Genomic DNA, 17,892 nt, shown 5'->3' with positions numbered 1-17,892 from the left:
GGAGCGAGCCTCATGGCAGATACAATCCAGTTCGACCTTGTCAGCCCCGAGCGGAGCCTTGCTTCGCTCGAGGTGAATGCGGTCCAGATTCCCGGCGCGGACGGCGACATGACGGCGATGCCTGATCATGCACCGCTGATCACCACGCTGCGTCCCGGTCTTCTCAAGGTGCAGGCCCCGGGTGCGACATCGGAATATGTCGTGTTCGGCGGTTTTGCCGAAATCGGGGCAAACGGTATTTCGGTTCTGGCCGAAAAAGCCGTGCCTGTCGCAGAGATGACCCGGGCCGAGCTTGACGCGATGATTTCTGAAGCGCGTGCCGCCGTTGACGCAGCGAAAGCCTCGGACGAAGCACATACCTTTGTGGATGACGCTGTCAAACTGCTGGCGGATATGGAAGCCCTGGGCACGCATATCTCGCTTTGAGCGCCTGAATACGCATGTGAAAAGGCCCCCTCGGGGGCCTTTTTTCGTAGGGCTGACAGTGCCGTCAATTCTGGGGGAAATGCGGCCGGTCCGGGCTGTAATAGGTTGCCAGATAGTCCAGGATCATCTCCCGGTCTTCCTCGTACAGCTCGCCCATGCCCATCTCATCGACCATCCAGACCAGGATCTCGTCCCAGCCCTCGCGGGTCTGGCCCTGCTGTGCGATGATCATCTCGGAATGGCAGGCAGTGCAGAAGTCGTAGGTCAACTGCGCTCCCGGCATCGGGTGCAGCACGCCCACGTCATAGATCACCTCGGTGCGGCCCTGATCGTCCGTTACCGTGATTTCGGCCCATACGGCCCCTGCGGTAAGCAGTGCGGCCAGTGCCAAGGCCGCATGGCGGGTGGCCCTTGTCTTGGTCATTCGTCGTCTCTCCGATCACATGTTCCGGGCGCGGCGGCGCGAGGCCGCGCGCCCGGTTCGCATTGCCGTGCAGGTCAGCCCGCCATCACGCCGACGCGGTGCATCGAGTTGTTGTTGTACCCACGCGGGTTCCAGGCAATGGCATGGGGCTGGGATACGCCTTCGCTGTCGGTGGCGCGGGCCCAGATCTCGTAATATCCCGCCATCGGGAATGTCACCGAGCTACGCCAGTTCTGCCAGGCCCCCTTGTTGACCGGCGCATCCAGTTCCGCCTGGGTCCAGGTCGCGCCGAAATCAATCGAGATCTCAAGCGTTTCGATGGTCCGGTCACCCACCCAGGCATGGCCGCGCACATCGGTGGCCAGTCCGGTCGCCGCGCCGTTCTCGGGGAAGGTCACGATGGATTTCACCGGCATCGGCCCCATGATCACCATGTCCTCGTTGGGCACATCGGTGCCGGGTGCCACGGGATAGGCGGGCACGCGATAGGATTGTCCGCCCATCTTCTCGCCGTCATGGACCACGTCACGCACCCAGATCCGTGTAAGCCATTTCTGCGAACACGATCCCGGCCAGCCGGGCACGACAAGCCGCAAGGGCGCGCCGTTCATCGGGTGCAGCGGTCCGCCATTCATCTCGAAGGCGATCATCACGTCATCATCCAGCGCCTTTTCGATCGGGATGCCGCGCGACAGGGGCTGCTTGTCGGGATCGCCCGACAGGTGGATATCTGCGCCGATATGGCCGGTATAGACCGCAGCGGCCTGCACGCCCGCAGCCTCCAGCACATCCTTGAGGCGCACGCCGGTCCATTCCGAACAGGCGACGGCCCCGACCGTCCACTGGTTGCCGCGCGCCGGGGGATCGAAGGCCGCACGGCCGTTGCCGCCGCATTCGATATGCAGCGCGCGGGTGATCACCTCGAAATTGCTGCGCAGATCGGCAATCGACAGGGTCATCGGATTGTCGACGAACCCGTCAACCGTCAGAGTCCAGCCATCGGCCTCCATGTTGTCGGGCAACAGCCCGTTGTTGCGGATGAAGTGGCGCTCGGTCGGTGTGATCGCGTCATCCAGCAGATGTGCGGGTGTCTCGGCGTTCACCGGACGGTCGCCCAGAAGGGTCAGCCCATCCTTGTCGCCCAGCGGATTTTCGTCAGCAAAGGCTGCAGGCACGAAACCTGCGGGCAGATTGGACGCAAAGGGAATTGCCAGACCGGCAACGGTGGCAACGCCCGCGCCGCGCAGAAAACGCCGGCGGTCCTCCCGATCGGGTGTGTCGATGGCGTTCGCGGTATCGTCATGTTCAGGTTGATTGTGGTCAGTCATGTCGTTCTCCTCCCAAAAAAAGACATTCGTTGTTCGAGCAACCGTTCGTTTTGGAGATAAACTCCAAATCCGAAATGCATGATTGCAAGCTTTTCCATTGTACGGCCTGCGCGGTCAGAAAAAGAAAAGACCCGTGCCGATACAAAACTGCCGGGCCGCGGCAAGGGTCATGTTGTCGCCTGGAACCTTTACGGAAAGTGAGACCTGGGGCTGTATCGGGGTCACGCCCGCCGCATCCGGATCAAAGGTGAACCGCACGGCCTTTCCCCCGGGGCTTGCCTGGCTCAGGCCCTCTGCGGCCACCAGATACATGCGCCTGCTTGACGGGATGCCAAGTGAAATGCCGTAGTCGCCCGCCGCGCACCAGTAATCGCGCGCTCCGACACGTCCGCCGCGCGCAATCACCTCGAAGGTCGCATTTCCGATCTCGGCGACGGGAAATCGGTTCACCGCTGAAAATGCAAAGCCAGCGGAGGACGCGGAGACTGGAAGGAGGGCCAAGAGCAAAGCGAAGGTTTTCATCTGATCATCCTTTTGCTGATGCTCCAATCGAGCAAATTAACCACGCGTCGTAAAGCGCCATCACCTGACAGATGGTCTGACCCTCTCATGGGATCAGAGTGGTCAAACACACAACAATATGATGGCGCATGCGCAAAAATTGCCAAAGTGCTTCCATCAAACCTGATTTCTGCCCAAATTGTGTGCTAGCGTTTCCAAAACAGGCAAACCGGACAGACACAGACCATGAAACGAGTAGCCAGCCATTTGATTGGGATTGATCAGGGCGAACTGATGCTGTTCTCGGATTACGAGAACGACGGTGAGATGTGGACCGGCACCGGAGAGCGCGAGCGCGTTTTGCCTGTGACCTTTTCCCAGGCCTATCGCAATTTGCCGGTTGTCCACTGTGCCATGTCACTTCTGGATCTGGCCACTGGCCCGTCCATCAGGGCGGATGTCGGAACCCGTGATATCACGGAAACCGGGTTCAGCATCGTGTTCCGCACTTGGGAAGACAGCCGTGTGGCCCGAATCCGCGTCGCCTGGATGGCCATCGGAGAAATGTCGGACGATGAGGAATGGGAACTATACTGACGTCGCTCATCGCGCGTGCAGGCGCGCAAACTCCCTGCGCTGTTCAGCTCCGCCGACCCTACACGGCTTCACAGATACCTCTTGACCTGGTGCGGGCGGTCGGCCTTGTTCACTTCTTTTGTGAATAAAGGCTTTCATAGATCGGCGTCAGCGTTTCCGCTTCGAACAGAGAGGACACGCTCGTGCCATGCCAGATGTTCAGAATGGCCTGTGCGAAGATAGGTGCAGTGGGTACGACGCGAATGTTGGGTGCAGAAAGAATCGTTGCCGACGGTTGGATTGAATCGGTGATCACAAGGGATTTCATCACCGATTTGGTAACACGCTCAACCGCAGGACCGCTCATCACGCCATGGCTGATGTAGGAGTGAACCTCTTTCGCTCCGTTTTCCAAAAGAACTTCAGCGGCTTTGCACAGGGTGCCAGCGGTGTCGCAGATGTCGTCTACGATCAGACAGATCTTGCCGGTAACATCCCCGATCACCGTCATTTCCGCGACCTCACCGGGTTTTTCCCGGCGTTTGTCCACGATGGCAAGCGGTGCGTTGATCCGTTTTGCCAGTTCGCGCGCGCGTGCCACTCCGCCGACATCGGGCGAGACCACCATCAATTCGCCCATGCGGTCGCGGAACGTGTCCGCGATATCCAGTGCAAAAATCGGCGATGCATAGAGGTTGTCCACCGGAATATCGAAGAACCCCTGAATCTGCGCGGCATGCAGATCCATGGTCAACACTCGTTCGACGCCCGCGCTGACCATCATGTTGGCCACCAGTTTGGCGGTGATCGGGGTCCGGGCCTTTGTGCGACGATCCTGGCGGGCATAGCCAAAATACGGGATGACTGCTGTGATGCGGCTTGCCGATGATCGACGCAGCGCATCGCACATGATCACCAGTTCCATGAGGTTGTCATTTGCGGGGTTCGACGTGGGCTGGATGATGAACATGTCCTCGCCACGCACATTCTCGAAAACCTCGACGAAAATCTCGCCATCGTTGAATCTCTCGACCCGCGCATCGACCAATCCGACATTCACACCGCGATGCATGCTCATGCGGCGGGCGATGGCTTCGGCCAACGGTCGGTTTGCGTTCCCAGAAATCAGCTTGGGTTCATTGAGTTGTGGCATGTTGAGAGATCCCCGGGTGGCTGCACAGGCGTGTGACAGATTCGTGACGTTGACACCGCTTAACACGGCTCTACCGTGCCGGAAAGTTTCACTCCGGGAAAGGCAAGAAGATGACCCAGATCGATTACTATTTTGCGACAGTTTCGCCCTATACCTATCTTGCCGGTACCCGTCTGGAAGAGATTGCCGCCCGGCACGGCGCGACCATCACCTATAAACCGCTGGATCTGCTCACGTTGTTCACGCGCACCGGCGGTGTCGCGCCCAAGGATCGCCACCCGGCGCGGCAGGCGTATCGCGCTCAGGAATTGGTGCGCCAGGCAAGCAAGCAGAACATGCCCTTCAATCTGCATCCGGCCCATTGGCCGACCAATCCGGCACCGTCTTCCTATGCCTTTATCGCCGCACAAAATGCCGGAGGCGGCGACCTTGGTGCGCTGGTCCAGGCCTTCACCCGCGCGTGCTGGGCCGAAGAGAAGGACATCGCGCAGGATGATGTCATTCGCGACTGCCTCACACAGGCAGGCTTTGAGGCCGGTCTGGCGGATAGCGGGCTTTTGCAGGGGGCGGAAACCTATGCGCGCAATCTGGAGGACGCAGCGGAACGTGGTGTGTTCGGCGCGCCGTTCTATATCACCGAAGATGACCAGCGCTTCTGGGGTCAGGATCGGCTTGAGGATCTGGAGGCGCATCTCGCAACCCTGAAAGGCTGACACTTGTGAAAGACGCAGACCTCGCCGGTATTTACCGCACAACATTGGGGCAGGGATCGCGTGACGTGCTGGCCATTCACTGCACGCTGGCCCATTCCGGAGCATGGCGCGGTCTTGCCAAAGCCATGGGGGACGAGGTGACGCTGCACGCCTTTGACATGCCAAGTCACGGAAGAAGCGCTGACTGGTCCGAGGCGGACGGGGATTATCAGGATGCAGGCGCTGCAGCAGCCCACGGCATTCTGGATCGACCCATGGATCTGTTGGGTCATTCTTTCGGCGCAACCATCGCGTTGCGAGTCGCGATGGAACGGCCAGAGCTTGTGCGCTCACTGACGTTGATCGAACCGGTGTTCTTTGCCGTTGCGTTGCAGGACGCACCGGATCAGGTGGCGCTTCATGATGCCGACGCTGCCGCATTTTTCGAGATGTACCGCCAGGGAGAGAGCGAACAGGCCGCGCGTCTGTTCAACCGGATGTGGAGCAACGGGCCGCGCTGGGCGGATCTGCCCGAACAGACCCGCGCCGCGATGACCCGCGCGATCCATGTTGTCCCTGCCTGCAGTCCGGCGATCTATGAGGATCGGGCCGAACTTCTCAAGCCCGGTGCAATGGATCGCCTTACAGCACCAACCCAGCTTTTGCGCGGTGCGCACACGCACCCGGTGATCGGCGTGATCAATGACGGTCTTGCGCGGCGTTTGCCAAATGCGACAAGCATGGTCGTCGAGGGGGCAGGGCATATGCTGCCCCTCACGCATGTCGCGCAAACGGCCGATCATCTGCGCCACCTTTTTGCACAGACAGTACCATGAGGTTTGCGTGATCTTGAGGGACCAGTCCCTCAAACTCCCTGCCGGTATTTGGCAGCAAGAAGAAGATGCAAGGCCGGTGTGATCAGGAGATCACATGGTGTTTCTTGGCCAGGGGCCGCTCAGATCATGTCCAGAAAGGCGTCGATCTGATCGTGGCTGATCGACCAGTCGCATACCAGTCGGCAGGCCAGCATCTCATCCGGGTCACCCTCAAGTTTGCCGCCCCAGAGATTGTACATTGCACCTTTGGCAAACAGCGCCTGATGCCGGAATCGGGGAAAGGCAACGAAGATCATGTTTGCATCGGGGTGATGCAGGAATTCCGCGCCCTTTGCCCGCAAGCCATCTGCCAGCCGTGCCGCATTTGCATTGGCCGCGCGTGCCGAGCGAATCCAGAGATCATCGCGCAGATAGCCCGCCATTTGTGCCGAAAGGTAGCGATGTTTGGAAAACAGATGCGCACCGCGCTTGCGGCGCAGCTCGAATTCCCATGCATGGGCCGGGTCGAAAAAGATCACCGCTTCGACACCCATCAGACCGTTCTTGGTGCCGCCAAAGCTTACCGCGTCGACCCCCGCTTTCCATGTCATTTCGGCCGGGGTACAGCCCAGCACGACCATCGCATTTGCAAATCGCGCGCCATCCAGATGGACGGGAAGATCATAGCCTTTGGCAACGGAGCACAAATCGCGAAGCTCATTCAACGTGTAGACCGAGCCCCTTTCGGTGACCTGCGTGATCGAGACAGGTCCGCGCTGTGGTCCGTGCACACCGCGCACGCCTTCACCAGCAATGGAGGCGCTGAGGGCTTCGGGGGTCATCTTGTCCCCGCCCGCCACCAGCGTGAGCTTGGCTCCGCCCGTGTAGAACTCGGGCGCGTTGCACTCATCCTCGTGGATATGCGCGACGGGCGAGCAAAACACCGTTTCATAGGGCTGACACAGGGTCGCCAGCGCCAGCGAGTTCGCTGCGGTGCCTGTGGCGACCAGATGTATCGAAGCCTCGGGTGCTTCGAAGACATCGCGCAGGCGTGTGCGGACTTCGTCCATCATTGGATCGGCACCATAGGCCATGGCAAAGCCCGTGTTGCTCTGGGCCATCAGGTCCAGAACTTCGGGGTGAACAGGGCCGGAATTGTCGGAAGCAAAGAACATTTATAGGGGCTCCTCGATGATGTAGTCTTCCCAGTCATCCTCCGGGATTTCGAATTCCGGCACGGTGGCATGCTGCATCGACACGCCGGCCTTGTGCACTGTGTCCGGGGTTCCCGAAATCAGCGGATGCCAGTCAAACAGCGCCCGCCCCTCGTATACGAGGCGATAGGCGCAGGTGTCAGGCATCCAATAAAGATGTTCTTCGATGTTGCCGGGGCGCAGAACAATGCAGTCGGGAATGAATTGGTGGCGGATGTCATATTGAGCGCAGCGGCAGCTTGTGTCGTCAAAGAGACGGCAGGCCACATTGGTCAGGGCGATTTCATGGGTATCTTCGTCTTCAAGCTTGTTCATGCAGCACTTGCCGCAGCCATCGCACAGCGCCTCCCATTCTGCGGCAGAAAGCTTGTCCAGGGCCTTGCGTTCCCAAAAGCGTCGGCCAAGGCCGTGGCGGTCGATGGGATCGCTCATGTGGCGGACAGAAGCTGGCGTGCGCGGGCGCAGTCGGCATCCATTTGCGTGATCAGGGCATCAAGCCCGTCAAAGGTTTCTTCGGGGCGAAGATATTCGACCAGAGCGACCGACAGGGTCGCGCCGTAAAGGTCGCCCGAGAAATCAAACAGGAAGGTTTCGAGATTTGGGCGGTTTTCGCCAAACATGGGGCGCACGCCCATGGAGGCGGCACCATGATAGCTGCCCTTGTGGGGGCCATCTTTCACATCGACCAGCACCGCATAGACGCCAAAGGCGGGCGGGTGCAGCCCGTCGATGGACATATTGGCGGTTGGATACCCCAGTTCACGCCCGCGCTGCTCGCCTCCGATCACCGGGCCTTCGATGCGATGCCAGTGACCCAGCATGGCTGCAGCGTCGCGGGGGCGTCCTTCGCTCAGTGCAGTGCGGATTGCGGTCGAGGAGACCGTGGCATCTGCGCGCTCGAGCAGGTCGGCAATTGTAACGCCAAAGCCCATCTCGGCCCCAAAGCGCTGAAGATCTGCCGCTGTTCCGGCGCGGCCTTTGCCAAAGCAGAAATCTGATCCGACCACGACATGACACAGCCCGAGGCCGTTGCAGATGACGGTCCGGGCAAACCCCTCTGGTGTGAGGGAGGCCAGATTGGCATTGAAATTCAGCTCGAACAGAAGATCAACGCCCAGTTTTTCCAGGCGCGAAGCACGGGCATCGCAGCTCATCAGGCGAAAGGGCGGCGCGTCCGGGGCAAAGTATTCACGGGGGTGTGGTTCAAAGGTCAGCACCCCCAGAGGAGCATCGGGCGCTGCCTTTCGCGCCAGATCAATAACGGACTGATGGCCCAGATGAACGCCATCGAAATTGCCGATCGCGGCCACGGCACCGCGATCATTCTGGTCGATATACTGAAAGTCTCGGATGATCCGCATAAGCGCAGGGGTAGCCGCCTGCGGCGCGGGGTGCAAGAGGGCTGTGGATCAGTCGAACTTGCGGCTGGGTGCAAGAACCGTGGCTTCTCCGATCAGCACTTTCTTTCCGTCAACGGCACAGTGGCAATCAAGCTTGACCCGGCGTTTGGAAAAATCGATGTCGATCACTTTGACCTCGGCATAAACCATGTCGCCGGGGCGGACGGGTGCGAGGAATTTCAGCGACTGGCCCATGTAGACGGTGCCATGGCCGGGCAGCTGTTCGCCGATGACGGCCGAGATCAGCCCGGCGGTCAGCATTCCATGAGCGATGCGGCCCTCGAAGATCGTGTCGCGGGCATAGTCGTCGTCCAGATGCACCGGGTTACGGTCTGTCGAAATCTGGGCAAACATTTCGATATCTTCATCGGTCACTGTTTTGTGCAGATGACGGGACATGCCCATTTCGATGTCTTCGATACAGATCGTGCCGCGTGGCAGATTGTCCAGCATGTGCCCTCCAATTCAGTTCGCAAAGTAATAATTAGTTAGATCGAACGTCCATTTCGGAAAGTTTATTGCTTTGCGAGCGCAGAAACGCAAGGGGAAAATCGTTATCGTAGTTTCCCTATCGTGAAAGTGGGGTTGGACATTTCCCTTTGGATATAATCCTTTAGCGCATCGGGATCGGGGTGATCAGAGGTCCCGGTCTCGGTCGCTGCCAGCCCGCCCGAGATGAACAGAGAATCGATATCCTCTCCCATCGCGCCCTGAATGTCGGTGTGGATGCCATCTCCGATGGCCAGAATCGCCTGATCCGGGATTGCAGGTTTGATGGCAGCCAGCCTGCGCCGCGCCAGATCATAGATCGGCGGGTGCGGCTTGCCGAAATAGAGGCTTTCGCCGCCCATCTCGGTGTAAAGCCGCGCCAGGGCCCCGGCACACCACTCGCGCGTCTCGCCCCGGTCGACCACGATATCGGGGTTCGCACAAAGCAGTTTCAGTCCCTTTTGCTTGGCATAAAGGAACTGCGGGCGCATTGTGTCGGGATCGGCCAGCGGATCGAAGGGTCCGGTGCACACGATACCATCGGCTTCCTTCAGGTCGACCTGAGCGATCTCGACCGGGTTGTCGATAATGCTGAGGGGATCGAAGAAGCGGGTGTCGCGGTCTTCTCCGATAAACCAGACTTTCTGGCCGACAACACCGCGATACATGGCGGCCCGGGCGCTGTCTCCGCTGGTGGCGATACTGTCCCAGGCGTCTTTGGGCACGCCGAAATGATCGAGTTGTTTTTCCACACCGGCACGTGCGCGCGGTGAATTGGTCACGAGAACAACAATGCCGCCTGCACGCCGATAGGCCTGCAGCGCCGCGACCGCCTCGGGGAGCGCCTTGACACCGTCATGAACACATCCCCAGAGATCGACGAACATCGCCTCATAGCGGTCGGAAATCTCGGAGAGGGCGAGGATGATCTGGGTCATGGGGCGTTGCCTTTAACAAAACGGTTGTCCCCGGTTCTATGAACAAGCTTGCCTGAATTCGCCAGCCCTAAGCCGGGAATCTGTCGCACAGAGCTTGACTGAAACCCGGGGCCCAAGCCTGCCCGGATACGCGGTTTCAGACCTTCAGATTCGGGATGATCTGCTTTTTGCGGCTCATTACGCCGGGCAGCACGACCGTGTCTCCGGTTACGGTTGCGCCAAAGCTCTTCTCGGCCACGGTTTTCACCAGATCGTTGGGAACAAGCAGCGTCGCTTCCTCCTTCAGGATATCGACCACGAACAGAAGCACCTGATCCGCGCCATCTTCCTGGGCCACAGAGGGCATTGTCGCCATCAGGCTGTCCTTGCGATCCAGTACGATGCCGGGCGATGTGGTTTCCAGCACGCTGACGCGGAACTGCTTGCCGCCGACTTCATATTCCTTGGAATCCATGCGCAGCAATTCGGCGTCAGAAAACCGGGATACATCGGATTTCGCGGCAAACAGCTCGGCGGCATAGGTCGCAATATCCACGCCCAGTTCCTTGGCCAAGCCATGCGCGATGGCGGTATCTTCCTGTGTCGTGGTGGGCGAGCGGAATTCCAGAGTATCGCTCAGGATACAGGACAGCATCGCGCCTTTGACCCAGGCGGGTGCCTGCGCCATGTCCTTGCCGATCATTTTCCACATGATCGTCGCGGTACAGGCCAGCGGCTCGATGCGGATGTCGATGGGGCCTTTGGTTTCCAGCCCGCCGACCAGCTTGTGGTGGTCGATGATCGCGCGGATATCGGCCGCGTTTATCCCGTCAGGCAACTCGGCCGGGTTGTTGGTGTCCACGATCACTACGGGTTGATCCTCGGCCACACCGTCGATGATGCGCGGCTTGGGCAGATCCCATTTTTCCAGCATGAAGGCCGCTTCGGTGTTGGGCTCGCCCAACAGAACGGCCTCGGCTGGCTCGCCTTTGATCTCGTTGAGATACCAGGCCCAGATGATCGGGGATCCTGTGCTGTCTGTGTCGGGCGATTTATGGCCAAAAACCTGAATGGTCATGATGCTCGGTTCCTTGTTACGGGCGATTTGCGCGCCTTATAGGAGCGCGTTGCACGCTTGTCACCCGCCCAAATGCTGCAGTGCGACGAAGGATCAGGGCGCAGCGGCAAAGGCTGCGCGCTCAAGTGTGTATCCCGCCAGTCGCAACTGGTTAAGAACGCCGGTGTCGCCCATCAGATGCAGCGCGCCGACAGCAATCACGATCCGGTTTTCGCGGGCGCTCAGGATTGGCTCCATCCAGGCAAGGTTGCGTGTGTCGAGCAGTTTCGTCTTGAACTCGTCCAGCAAGTCCTCGATCTCTTCGGCCGGCAGATCCGAGCGGCGATAGGACATGATGCGGGCAAATTCCCAGGCGGCGGCAGTGTCTTCGTCGAAATAGAAACCGGCGGTGGTCGCAAGCTGATCCTCGCTATCATCGGCAAAGGGCAGGGAGGCCATCAGCATCTTGAGCTGTTCTTCCACCGAACCGCCCGCGATCAGCGCAAAGAGTTCTTCAAAACCTTCCAGCGATTGCACCGGAACACCGGCATTGTCGGCCACGTTCATCAAGCGCAAATCAAGCCCGGCCTTGGCCAGTTCGGGATTGGCTATGGCGCAGGCGGGCATGGCCAGCGTCAATGTCTGCATCCAGGGCTGCATTTTGGCTGCGACAAAGCCGGGTATACCGCGCTCGGACATTGCCTGTGACAGGCGCTGCCAGTCATCTTCGGGCAAAATCTCGGGCAGGGTGGGGCCTTGGGTGATAAAGACTTTCTCGGGCTGCTCGGCCAGCACGGTTTGCATGGCGGCTTGTTCTTGCTCGGTCATCTCGACAAACAGGATCTCGGCGCTTTCCACGATGGGGGCAAGCCTGTCCATGACCGGGCCCCAACGCGGATCATCCAGATGCATGGTGCCGATGACATGCACCGTTTGATCACCCTTGCGCGCAATCCAATGATTGCCGCGCGAAAACGGTGTCTCTTCCAGCGCTCGCGCGATCTGTGCGGTTTCATCGGCGCTGAGAGTGTGGCGCAAATCAGTGCCGGCGCAAAATCCGGCCTGTACGGTCGATGCCAACAGGCTGAAGGTGATCGAGAGTATCCAGCGTGTCATGAGCAACTGCCTTCCTTGGGTCAGCCCTAAAGGTAGAGCCCGGGGTCGATCCATACAAGCTCGCGGCTTGAATGCCGCAGCGATGGTTTCTAACCTGCGTCATGGACCGGGAAAGCGATCTCTATCCCCCCGTCAAAGCGCTTCTGACGCGGCAAGGCTATGACGTGAAGGGTGAAGTCGGCGCAGCTGATGTGATGGCTGTGCGCGGTGATGATCCGCCTGTGCTTGTCGAGCTGAAACTGCGCTTTTCGCTGTCGCTCTATCATCAGGCGGTGGCGCGGATGGCGGTCAGCGATCTGGTTTACATCGCGGTTCCAAAGCCGACGGGAAAGGCTGCGCGACGCGCCATTCGCGACAACACCGCATTGTGCCGGCGTTTGGGTCTGGGTCTGATCATGGTTGCCAGAAACGGAGTGGCCGATGTGCATTGCGATCCCGGCCCATATGCGCCGCGCAAATCCCGCAAGAAACAGGGGCGGCTCTTGCGGGAGTTTGATCGCTTGGCGGGGGATCCGAATGCAGGTGGGGCAACGCGTCATGGCATCGTGACCGCCTATCGCCAGGACGCTTTGCGCTGCGCGGCATATCTGGCGGAACATGGCCCCAGCAAGGGCGCGCAGGTCGCCGCCGCAACCGGCGTGGCAGGGGCCACGCGGCTGATGGCGTCCAATCACTATGGATGGTTTGACCGCATTGCCACGGGTGTCTATGGGGTGACGCCTGGCGGGAGCGAAGGCCTGAAGCACTGGGCCTATAGCTGGGAAGACTGAGCAGGTTTTGATCGCCCTGTGCCGTCATGCCATCTGGTTCCTGCGTGCAGGTGAACATGCACCTGTTTGGAAAAAATCTTCAAAGCAAGATGTTGACAGCGCTGCGCGACCTGCCTATCTGCACGTCGTTAGCACTCGATCATCGTGAGTGCTAATAAGGGCCTGTGAGACACCGGCCCTTAGGGAGAAAACTTTGAGCCTTAAGGAGCTGCAAAGATGGCATTCAAACCACTTCATGACCGGGTGCTGGTGCGCCGTGTGGAAAGCGAAGAAAAAACCTCAGGCGGACTGATCATCCCTGACAGCGCAAAAGAAAAACCCGCTGAAGGCATCGTTGTTGCCTGTGGCGAAGGTGCGCGCAAAGACAGCGGTGAGCTGATCGAAATGGCAGTCGCAGTAGGCGACAAGATCCTGTTCGGCAAATGGTCGGGCACCGAGGTCACCATCGACGGCGAAGAACTGCTGATCATGAAAGAAAGCGACATTCTCGGAATCATCGAGGCTGCAGCGGCTGCAAAAGCTGCCTGAACGCCCCGGATCATCTGAGACACGCGAAACATTTATAAACGGAGATTACGAATATGGCTGCTAAAGACGTCAAATTCGACACCGATGCCCGCAACCGGATGCTCAAGGGTGTGAACATCCTTGCCGATGCGGTCAAAGTCACTTTGGGCCCCAAAGGCCGCAACGTGGTTCTGGACAAATCCTTTGGCGCGCCGCGCATCACCAAAGACGGTGTATCGGTTGCCAAGGAAATCGAACTGGAAGACAAGTTCGAAAACATGGGCGCGCAAATGGTCAAAGAAGTGGCCCAGCGCACCAATGACGAAGCCGGTGACGGTACAACAACCGCAACCGTGCTGGCTCAGGCCATCGTGCGCGAAGGCATGAAATCGGTTGCCGCTGGCATGAACCCGATGGACCTCAAGCGCGGTATCGATCTGGCCACCATCAAAGTCGTAGAAGCCATCAAAGCTGCTGCGCGTGACGTGTCCGACAGCGCCGAAGTTGCCCAGGTCGGCACCATCTCGGCCAACGGTGAATCGGAAATCGGCCGCCAGATCGCTGACGCGATGCAAAAAGTCGGCAACGAAGGTGTTATCACCGTCGAAGAAAACAAGGGTCTGGAAACAGAGACCGACGTCGTTGAAGGTATGCAGTTCGATCGTGGCTACCTCAGCCCCTATTTCGTGACCAATGCCGACAAGATGACCGTCGAACTGGAAGACGCGATCATCCTGCTGCACGAAAAGAAACTGTCGAGCCTTCAGCCGATGGTTCCGCTGCTCGAGCAAGTGATCCAATCGCAAAAACCTCTGTTGATCATTGCAGAGGACGTCGAAGGCGAAGCGCTGGCGACACTGGTTGTGAACAAACTGCGTGGCGGTCTGAAAATCGCAGCGGTCAAGGCACCTGGTTTTGGTGATCGCCGCAAAGCGATGCTGCAGGATCTCGCGATCCTGACCGGTGGCCAGGTCATCTCGGAAGACCTGGGCATGAAGCTTGAGTCCGTGACCATGGACATGCTGGGTTCCGCCAAGAAAGTCTCGATCACCAAAGACGAGACCACAATCGTTGACGGTGCTGGCGCGAAGGCCGAGATCGAAGCCCGCGTGGCCCAGATCCGCAACCAGATCGAAGAAACCACGTCCGACTACGACCGTGAAAAGCTTCAGGAACGTGTTGCCAAACTGGCAGGCGGTGTTGCTGTCATCCGCGTTGGCGGCATGACCGAAATCGAAGTGAAAGAGCGTAAAGACCGTGTTGATGACGCGCTGAACGCGACCCGTGCGGCCGTTCAGGAAGGCATCGTCGTCGGTGGTGGTGTGGCTCTGGTTCAGGCTGGCAAGACCCTCGAAGGCCTGACCGGTGACAACAACGACCAGAACGTCGGTATCTCGATCGTTCGCCGGGCGCTTGAAGCGCCTCTGCGTCAGATCGCTGAAAACGCAGGTGTGGACGGTTCGGTTGTCGCGGGCAAAATCCGCGAAAGCAACGATCCATCCTTCGGCTTCAACGCTCAGACCGAAGAATATGGTGACATGTTCAAGTTCGGCGTGATCGACCCTGCCAAAGTTGTGCGCACTGCTCTGCAGGACGCAGCTTCGATCGCTGGTTTGCTGATCACCACCGAAGCCATGGTTGCCGACAAACCTTCGAAAGAAGGCGCAGGCGGCATGCCCGACATGGGCGGCATGGGCGGCATGGGCGGCATGATGTAAGATCTTCTTTCGTTTGCGAAAGAGATCGAGTGGCGCGCGGCACCTGCCAGGTGCCAGCCCATCACAAGATCAGAAGGGTCGCCCATGGGGCGGCCCTTTTCCGTTTCGCCGAGGATCACCACGCCGGCGTCTGTCGGATTGAAAACACCTCGGGAAGGTTCGCGGTGCCGATGCCCAAGTCTTTGTGACTGGCTGTCTCCATTCACGCAGGCTACTGCTGCAGCCCATGAGGCTGTTTTTATTGACCACTCTGACAATGGTTGCCTTCGCGGCGAATTCGGTGCTGAACCGCATGGCGCTGGTGGATGGTGGCATTGATCCCGCCAGCTTTGGCGCAGTGCGGCTCTTGGCCGGTGGTGTGATGCTCTGGGGTCTTGTCGTGGCGCGCGGCACCAGCCTTCGCGGTGCCGGAGACTGGCGCGCGGCACTGGCCCTTTTTACCTACATCTTCGGTTTTTCCTTTGCCTATGTCGTGCTGGATGCAGGCATCGGGGCGCTGATCCTGTTCGGGATGGTGCAGATCACGATGTTTTCCGGGGCTTTGCTTGGAGGCGAGCGCCCGCCGCTGCAACGCTGGCTTGGAGCGGGCATCGCAGGGCTGGGTCTTGTCTGGCTGCTCTGGCCAGGGCACGCGACCGCAGTTAGCCCGTCGCATGCCGGCTTCATGATGCTGGCCGGAATAGGCTGGGGTATCTATTCGCTGTTGGGGCGAGGGGCGTCCGATCCCCTGAGGGCAACGGCGGCAAATTTCGTGATGGCGGCACCGTTCGGGGTGGCTCTGGTCCTGATCATGGGCGTTGAGAGCTTCACACAAGCCGCACCCGACGCGCTGCTGCTCGCCTGTGTCTCGGGGGCCGTGACCTCGGGGCTTGGCTATGCGCTGTGGTACCGCGTCCTGCCACAGTTGGCGGCATCGGTTGCGGCCGTGGCCCAACTGACCGTGCCCGTCATCGCAATGGTGGGCGGGTTGGTCCTTCTGGGTGAACCGGTGACGTTCACCTTCATCATGGCAACGATACTGGTGTTGGGCGGTGTGGCTCTGTCGGTCGCGCAGGGTCAGAAAACGATGCGCTCCAGCGGATCATAATCAAACCCCGATCCCCAGGCCACGTCCGGCAGCCGGGACGGCTTGAGCCAGGTTAGCGCGACTTCGTCGCGTGTGAACCAACGGCGCTTTGTCACGATCTTTTCGGGGTCTTCCCAATCCGGGCTGATTTAGCCGGCAAGAAGCCTGCAGCGGAAAAACACTTCGATCTGGTGAAAGCCGTTATCGGGATTGTGAAATTCATTCACGAGACAGGGCGCATCGACCTGGATCGTCAGACCTGTCTCTTCCATCACTTCGCGGCGCAGATTGTCAGGCAGGGATTGGCCTGCCTCAACGCCACCTCCCGGCGCGCACCACAAGGTGTGTTTCGGATCGGCCCAAGCATTGACCAGCAAAAGACGGTCGTTGTGCAGCAAAACTGCGCGGACAGCCACTCGGGGTTTCACTTTTCTGTACCTCTTTGCAATGTCCCCTTTAGTAATCGCGCCAGCGCACGTATTTCAACGCCATGAGATATGTTCTGGCTCTTGTTGTTTTGTGTCTTGCGACGGCGGCGCGCGCTGACTGCGTGATCTTGCTGCACGGGCTGGCGCGTACCCAGGCGTCGTTCGCTGTCATGGAAGAGGTTCTGGAGCAGCGCGGCTATCAGGTGGTGCGGCCGGGGTATTCATCGACCGAAGCGCCCATTCAGTTGCTGGTGGACGATACCTTGCCCAAAGCGGTGGCCCAATGCGGAGACACGACAGTCCATTTCGTGACCCATTCCATGGGGGGCATTCTTGTGCGCTACTGGCTGGTGCGGGATCGCCCCGCCAATCTGGGCCGCGTGGTTATGCTTGGGCCCCCGAACCAGGGCAGCCAATTGGTGGATGAGTTCGGCGATCTGGAGGTGTTTGGTTGGATAAACGGTCCGGCCGGACGTCAGATCGGAACCGGTCCCTCCAGTTTGCCACGCCGTCTTCCGCCGGTGGATTACCCGGTCGGAGTGATTGCCGGGGATCAATCTCTGAACCCGATCTTTTCCAACATGATCAACGGGCCGGATGACGGCAAGGTGGCGGTCGAGGAAACCAAAGTCGATGGCATGACCGCGCATATGGTTCTGCCGGTCACGCATACATTCATGATGAACAGCCCGCGTGTGATCGCCGAAACGCTCTATTTCCTTGAAACAGGGCGGTTTGATCCGGACATCACCTGGATGGAGGCGGTGTTCGGCACGATTCTTCCCGATTGTTCCGGTGAAGACTGCCCGGACGAGACCGAGTAATGGCAGCTCTCTCGTTGAGTTTTTGCGGTGCCGAGGTGTTGCGCCCGGATGGTTTGAGTACTGCTCCCTTGCATCTGGCAGAGGGGCAGATCGTCGACAGGCAGATGCCCAAACAGGTGGACCTGTCCGGCTTTCTGGTCCTGCCCGGTATCGTTGACATTCATGGCGACGGCTTTGAGCGTCATCTTGCACCACGGCGCGGTGCCATGAAGGAGCGCAGTGAAGGGTTGGTTGCCGCCGAGGCGGAATTCGCGTCAAACGGGATCACCACGGCCGTTCTGGCCCAGTTCTATAGCTGGGAAGGGGGGCTGCGTGGTCCCGAGTTTGCCGATAGCGTTCTGAGCGCGCTGGCCGAGACACGCGCTTCTCTGGTTACTGACCTGCATGGCCAGCTGCGGTTTGAAACCCATATGCTGGATGAGTTTGCCGATCTGCCTGCCAAGCTCAAGCGATGGGGGGTGAGCTATGTGG

At 59.4% G+C, this 17,892-nt stretch carries 20 protein-coding genes and 2 pseudogenes; 10 read left to right on the top strand and 12 right to left on the bottom strand.

The features are described from left to right. The first annotated feature begins 12 nt into the window (after positions 1–12). Entirely contained in the window at positions 13–426 is a 414-nt protein-coding gene (locus tag WAO69_RS17270; RefSeq protein WP_422181430.1) for a F0F1 ATP synthase subunit epsilon, read from the top strand. A 64-nt stretch (positions 427–490) separates the two neighbouring features. Here the strand turns inward: WAO69_RS17270 and WAO69_RS17265 are convergent, their stop codons facing one another. From WAO69_RS17265 to WAO69_RS17255, 3 genes are all read right to left on the bottom strand, one after another. Beyond that, the gene (locus tag WAO69_RS17265) at positions 491–850 is read right to left on the bottom strand and encodes an aldehyde dehydrogenase (protein ID WP_422181428.1); all 360 of its coding nucleotides are present in this window, start codon (positions 848–850) and stop codon (positions 491–493) included. Between the two features lie 74 nt (positions 851–924). Then, positions 925–2,178: a sulfite oxidase gene (locus tag WAO69_RS17260; protein WP_422181426.1), complete on the bottom strand. Its 1,254-nt coding sequence runs from the start codon at positions 2,176–2,178 to the stop codon at positions 925–927. Positions 2,179–2,292: 114 nt separating this feature from the next. After that, positions 2,293–2,628 carry a hypothetical protein gene (locus tag WAO69_RS17255; RefSeq protein WP_422181424.1) on the bottom strand — a complete coding sequence of 112 codons (336 nt, stop codon included), beginning with the start codon at positions 2,626–2,628 and terminating at the stop codon, positions 2,293–2,295. A gap of 297 nt (positions 2,629–2,925) precedes the next feature. Between WAO69_RS17255 and WAO69_RS17250 the strand changes: the two genes are divergently transcribed. Further along, on the top strand, positions 2,926–3,276 hold the full coding sequence (locus tag WAO69_RS17250; protein WP_422181422.1) for an H-type lectin domain-containing protein: 351 nt from the start codon (positions 2,926–2,928) through the stop codon (positions 3,274–3,276). A gap of 109 nt (positions 3,277–3,385) precedes the next feature. Here the strand turns inward: WAO69_RS17250 and WAO69_RS17245 are convergent, their stop codons facing one another. Then, complete coding sequence (locus tag WAO69_RS17245) at positions 3,386–4,408, bottom strand: ribose-phosphate pyrophosphokinase (RefSeq protein ID WP_422181420.1); 1,023 nt, start codon at positions 4,406–4,408, stop codon at positions 3,386–3,388. A 110-nt stretch (positions 4,409–4,518) separates the two neighbouring features. Here WAO69_RS17245 and WAO69_RS17240 point away from each other — a divergent pair, with 110 nt between their 5' ends. Both WAO69_RS17240 and WAO69_RS17235 read left to right on the top strand, forming a co-directional pair. After that, the gene (locus WAO69_RS17240; protein WP_422181418.1) at positions 4,519–5,121 is read left to right on the top strand and encodes a 2-hydroxychromene-2-carboxylate isomerase; all 603 of its coding nucleotides are present in this window, start codon (positions 4,519–4,521) and stop codon (positions 5,119–5,121) included. A gap of 5 nt (positions 5,122–5,126) precedes the next feature. Continuing rightward, positions 5,127–5,936: an alpha/beta fold hydrolase gene (locus WAO69_RS17235; RefSeq protein ID WP_422181416.1), complete on the top strand. Its 810-nt coding sequence runs from the start codon at positions 5,127–5,129 to the stop codon at positions 5,934–5,936. Positions 5,937–6,055: 119 nt separating this feature from the next. Here the strand turns inward: WAO69_RS17235 and WAO69_RS17230 are convergent, their stop codons facing one another. From WAO69_RS17230 to WAO69_RS17200, 7 genes are all read right to left on the bottom strand, one after another. Continuing rightward, positions 6,056–7,090 carry a threonine aldolase family protein gene (locus WAO69_RS17230; protein ID WP_422181414.1) on the bottom strand — a complete coding sequence of 345 codons (1,035 nt, stop codon included), beginning with the start codon at positions 7,088–7,090 and terminating at the stop codon, positions 6,056–6,058. Then, entirely contained in the window at positions 7,091–7,561 is a 471-nt protein-coding gene (locus WAO69_RS17225; protein ID WP_422181412.1) for a YcgN family cysteine cluster protein, read from the bottom strand. After that, a complete protein-coding gene (locus WAO69_RS17220; protein WP_422181410.1) occupies positions 7,558–8,490 on the bottom strand; it encodes a bifunctional riboflavin kinase/FAD synthetase in 933 nt (310 codons plus the stop codon). The genes WAO69_RS17225 and WAO69_RS17220 overlap by 4 nt, the downstream gene beginning before the upstream one ends. Before the next feature lie 48 nt (positions 8,491–8,538). Then, positions 8,539–8,982 carry a MaoC family dehydratase gene (locus tag WAO69_RS17215; RefSeq protein WP_422181408.1) on the bottom strand — a complete coding sequence of 148 codons (444 nt, stop codon included), beginning with the start codon at positions 8,980–8,982 and terminating at the stop codon, positions 8,539–8,541. Positions 8,983–9,083: 101 nt separating this feature from the next. Next, positions 9,084–9,956, bottom strand: coding sequence for a TIGR01459 family HAD-type hydrolase (locus tag WAO69_RS17210; protein WP_422181406.1), 873 nt, complete (start codon positions 9,954–9,956; stop codon positions 9,084–9,086). 136 nt (positions 9,957–10,092) lie between these two features. Further along, positions 10,093–11,013 (bottom strand): manganese-dependent inorganic pyrophosphatase, encoded by a 921-nt coding sequence (locus WAO69_RS17205; protein WP_422181404.1) that lies wholly within the window; start codon positions 11,011–11,013, stop codon positions 10,093–10,095. 93 nt (positions 11,014–11,106) lie between these two features. Then, the gene (locus tag WAO69_RS17200; protein ID WP_422181402.1) at positions 11,107–12,108 is read right to left on the bottom strand and encodes a TraB/GumN family protein; all 1,002 of its coding nucleotides are present in this window, start codon (positions 12,106–12,108) and stop codon (positions 11,107–11,109) included. Between the two features lie 101 nt (positions 12,109–12,209). Here WAO69_RS17200 and WAO69_RS17195 point away from each other — a divergent pair, with 101 nt between their 5' ends. From WAO69_RS17195 to WAO69_RS17180, 4 genes are all read left to right on the top strand, one after another. Next, positions 12,210–12,878 carry a DUF2161 domain-containing phosphodiesterase gene (locus tag WAO69_RS17195; RefSeq protein ID WP_422181400.1) on the top strand — a complete coding sequence of 223 codons (669 nt, stop codon included), beginning with the start codon at positions 12,210–12,212 and terminating at the stop codon, positions 12,876–12,878. Between the two features lie 216 nt (positions 12,879–13,094). After that, positions 13,095–13,406, top strand: a complete 312-nt coding sequence (locus tag WAO69_RS17190) for a co-chaperone GroES (protein WP_422181398.1) — start codon at positions 13,095–13,097, stop codon at positions 13,404–13,406. 53 nt (positions 13,407–13,459) lie between these two features. Beyond that, positions 13,460–15,103, top strand: a complete 1,644-nt coding sequence (groL, locus tag WAO69_RS17185; protein WP_422181396.1) for a chaperonin GroEL — start codon at positions 13,460–13,462, stop codon at positions 15,101–15,103. A gap of 241 nt (positions 15,104–15,344) precedes the next feature. Continuing rightward, entirely contained in the window at positions 15,345–16,190 is an 846-nt protein-coding gene (locus WAO69_RS17180; protein WP_422181394.1) for a DMT family transporter, read from the top strand. Here WAO69_RS17180 and WAO69_RS17175 read toward each other — a convergent pair. Then, positions 16,160–16,618, bottom strand: a pseudogene (locus WAO69_RS17175) (NUDIX domain-containing protein). The gene WAO69_RS17180 and the pseudogene WAO69_RS17175 sit on opposite strands and share 31 nt — an antisense overlap. A gap of 41 nt (positions 16,619–16,659) precedes the next feature. On the opposite strand from WAO69_RS17175, the gene WAO69_RS17170 reads away from it, so the two are divergent. Together WAO69_RS17170 and WAO69_RS17165 are read left to right on the top strand one after the other, a co-directional pair. Next, on the top strand, positions 16,660–17,421 hold the full coding sequence (locus WAO69_RS17170; RefSeq protein ID WP_422181392.1) for an esterase/lipase family protein: 762 nt from the start codon (positions 16,660–16,662) through the stop codon (positions 17,419–17,421). Beyond that, positions 17,421–17,892: pseudogene (locus WAO69_RS17165) on the top strand (alpha-D-ribose 1-methylphosphonate 5-triphosphate diphosphatase); the annotation flags it as partial. The gene WAO69_RS17170 and the pseudogene WAO69_RS17165, both read left to right, overlap by 1 nt.

This window comes from Aestuariivita sp., assembly GCF_049276915.1.
Classification (GTDB): Bacteria; Pseudomonadota; Alphaproteobacteria; order Rhodobacterales; family Rhodobacteraceae; genus Aestuariivita.
The sequence above is the reverse complement of the archived record's forward strand: the minus strand, read 5'-3'. Positions and strand labels throughout refer to the sequence as shown.

Bases quoted from the DNA above. Each gene is read 5' to 3' on its own strand.
- WAO69_RS17270 (WP_422181430.1), top strand. From the start codon at position 13: ATGGCAGATACAATCCAGTTCGACCTTGTCAGCCCCGAGCGGAGCCTT.
- WAO69_RS17265 (WP_422181428.1), bottom strand. From the start codon at position 850: ATGACCAAGACAAGGGCCACCCGCCATGCGGCCTTGGCACTGGCCGCA.
- WAO69_RS17260 (WP_422181426.1), bottom strand. From the start codon at position 2,178: ATGACTGACCACAATCAACCTGAACATGACGATACCGCGAACGCCATC.
- WAO69_RS17250 (WP_422181422.1), top strand. From the start codon at position 2,926: ATGAAACGAGTAGCCAGCCATTTGATTGGGATTGATCAGGGCGAACTG.
- WAO69_RS17245 (WP_422181420.1), bottom strand. From the start codon at position 4,408: ATGCCACAACTCAATGAACCCAAGCTGATTTCTGGGAACGCAAACCGA.
- WAO69_RS17240 (WP_422181418.1), top strand. From the start codon at position 4,519: ATGACCCAGATCGATTACTATTTTGCGACAGTTTCGCCCTATACCTAT.
- WAO69_RS17230 (WP_422181414.1), bottom strand. From the start codon at position 7,090: ATGTTCTTTGCTTCCGACAATTCCGGCCCTGTTCACCCCGAAGTTCTG.
- WAO69_RS17225 (WP_422181412.1), bottom strand. From the start codon at position 7,561: ATGAGCGATCCCATCGACCGCCACGGCCTTGGCCGACGCTTTTGGGAA.
- WAO69_RS17220 (WP_422181410.1), bottom strand. From the start codon at position 8,490: ATGCGGATCATCCGAGACTTTCAGTATATCGACCAGAATGATCGCGGT.
- WAO69_RS17215 (WP_422181408.1), bottom strand. From the start codon at position 8,982: ATGCTGGACAATCTGCCACGCGGCACGATCTGTATCGAAGACATCGAA.
- WAO69_RS17210 (WP_422181406.1), bottom strand. From the start codon at position 9,956: ATGACCCAGATCATCCTCGCCCTCTCCGAGATTTCCGACCGCTATGAG.
- WAO69_RS17205 (WP_422181404.1), bottom strand. From the start codon at position 11,013: ATGACCATTCAGGTTTTTGGCCATAAATCGCCCGACACAGACAGCACA.
- WAO69_RS17200 (WP_422181402.1), bottom strand. From the start codon at position 12,108: ATGACACGCTGGATACTCTCGATCACCTTCAGCCTGTTGGCATCGACC.
- WAO69_RS17195 (WP_422181400.1), top strand. From the start codon at position 12,210: ATGGACCGGGAAAGCGATCTCTATCCCCCCGTCAAAGCGCTTCTGACG.
- WAO69_RS17190 (WP_422181398.1), top strand. From the start codon at position 13,095: ATGGCATTCAAACCACTTCATGACCGGGTGCTGGTGCGCCGTGTGGAA.
- groL (WP_422181396.1), top strand. From the start codon at position 13,460: ATGGCTGCTAAAGACGTCAAATTCGACACCGATGCCCGCAACCGGATG.
- WAO69_RS17170 (WP_422181392.1), top strand. From the start codon at position 16,660: ATGAGATATGTTCTGGCTCTTGTTGTTTTGTGTCTTGCGACGGCGGCG.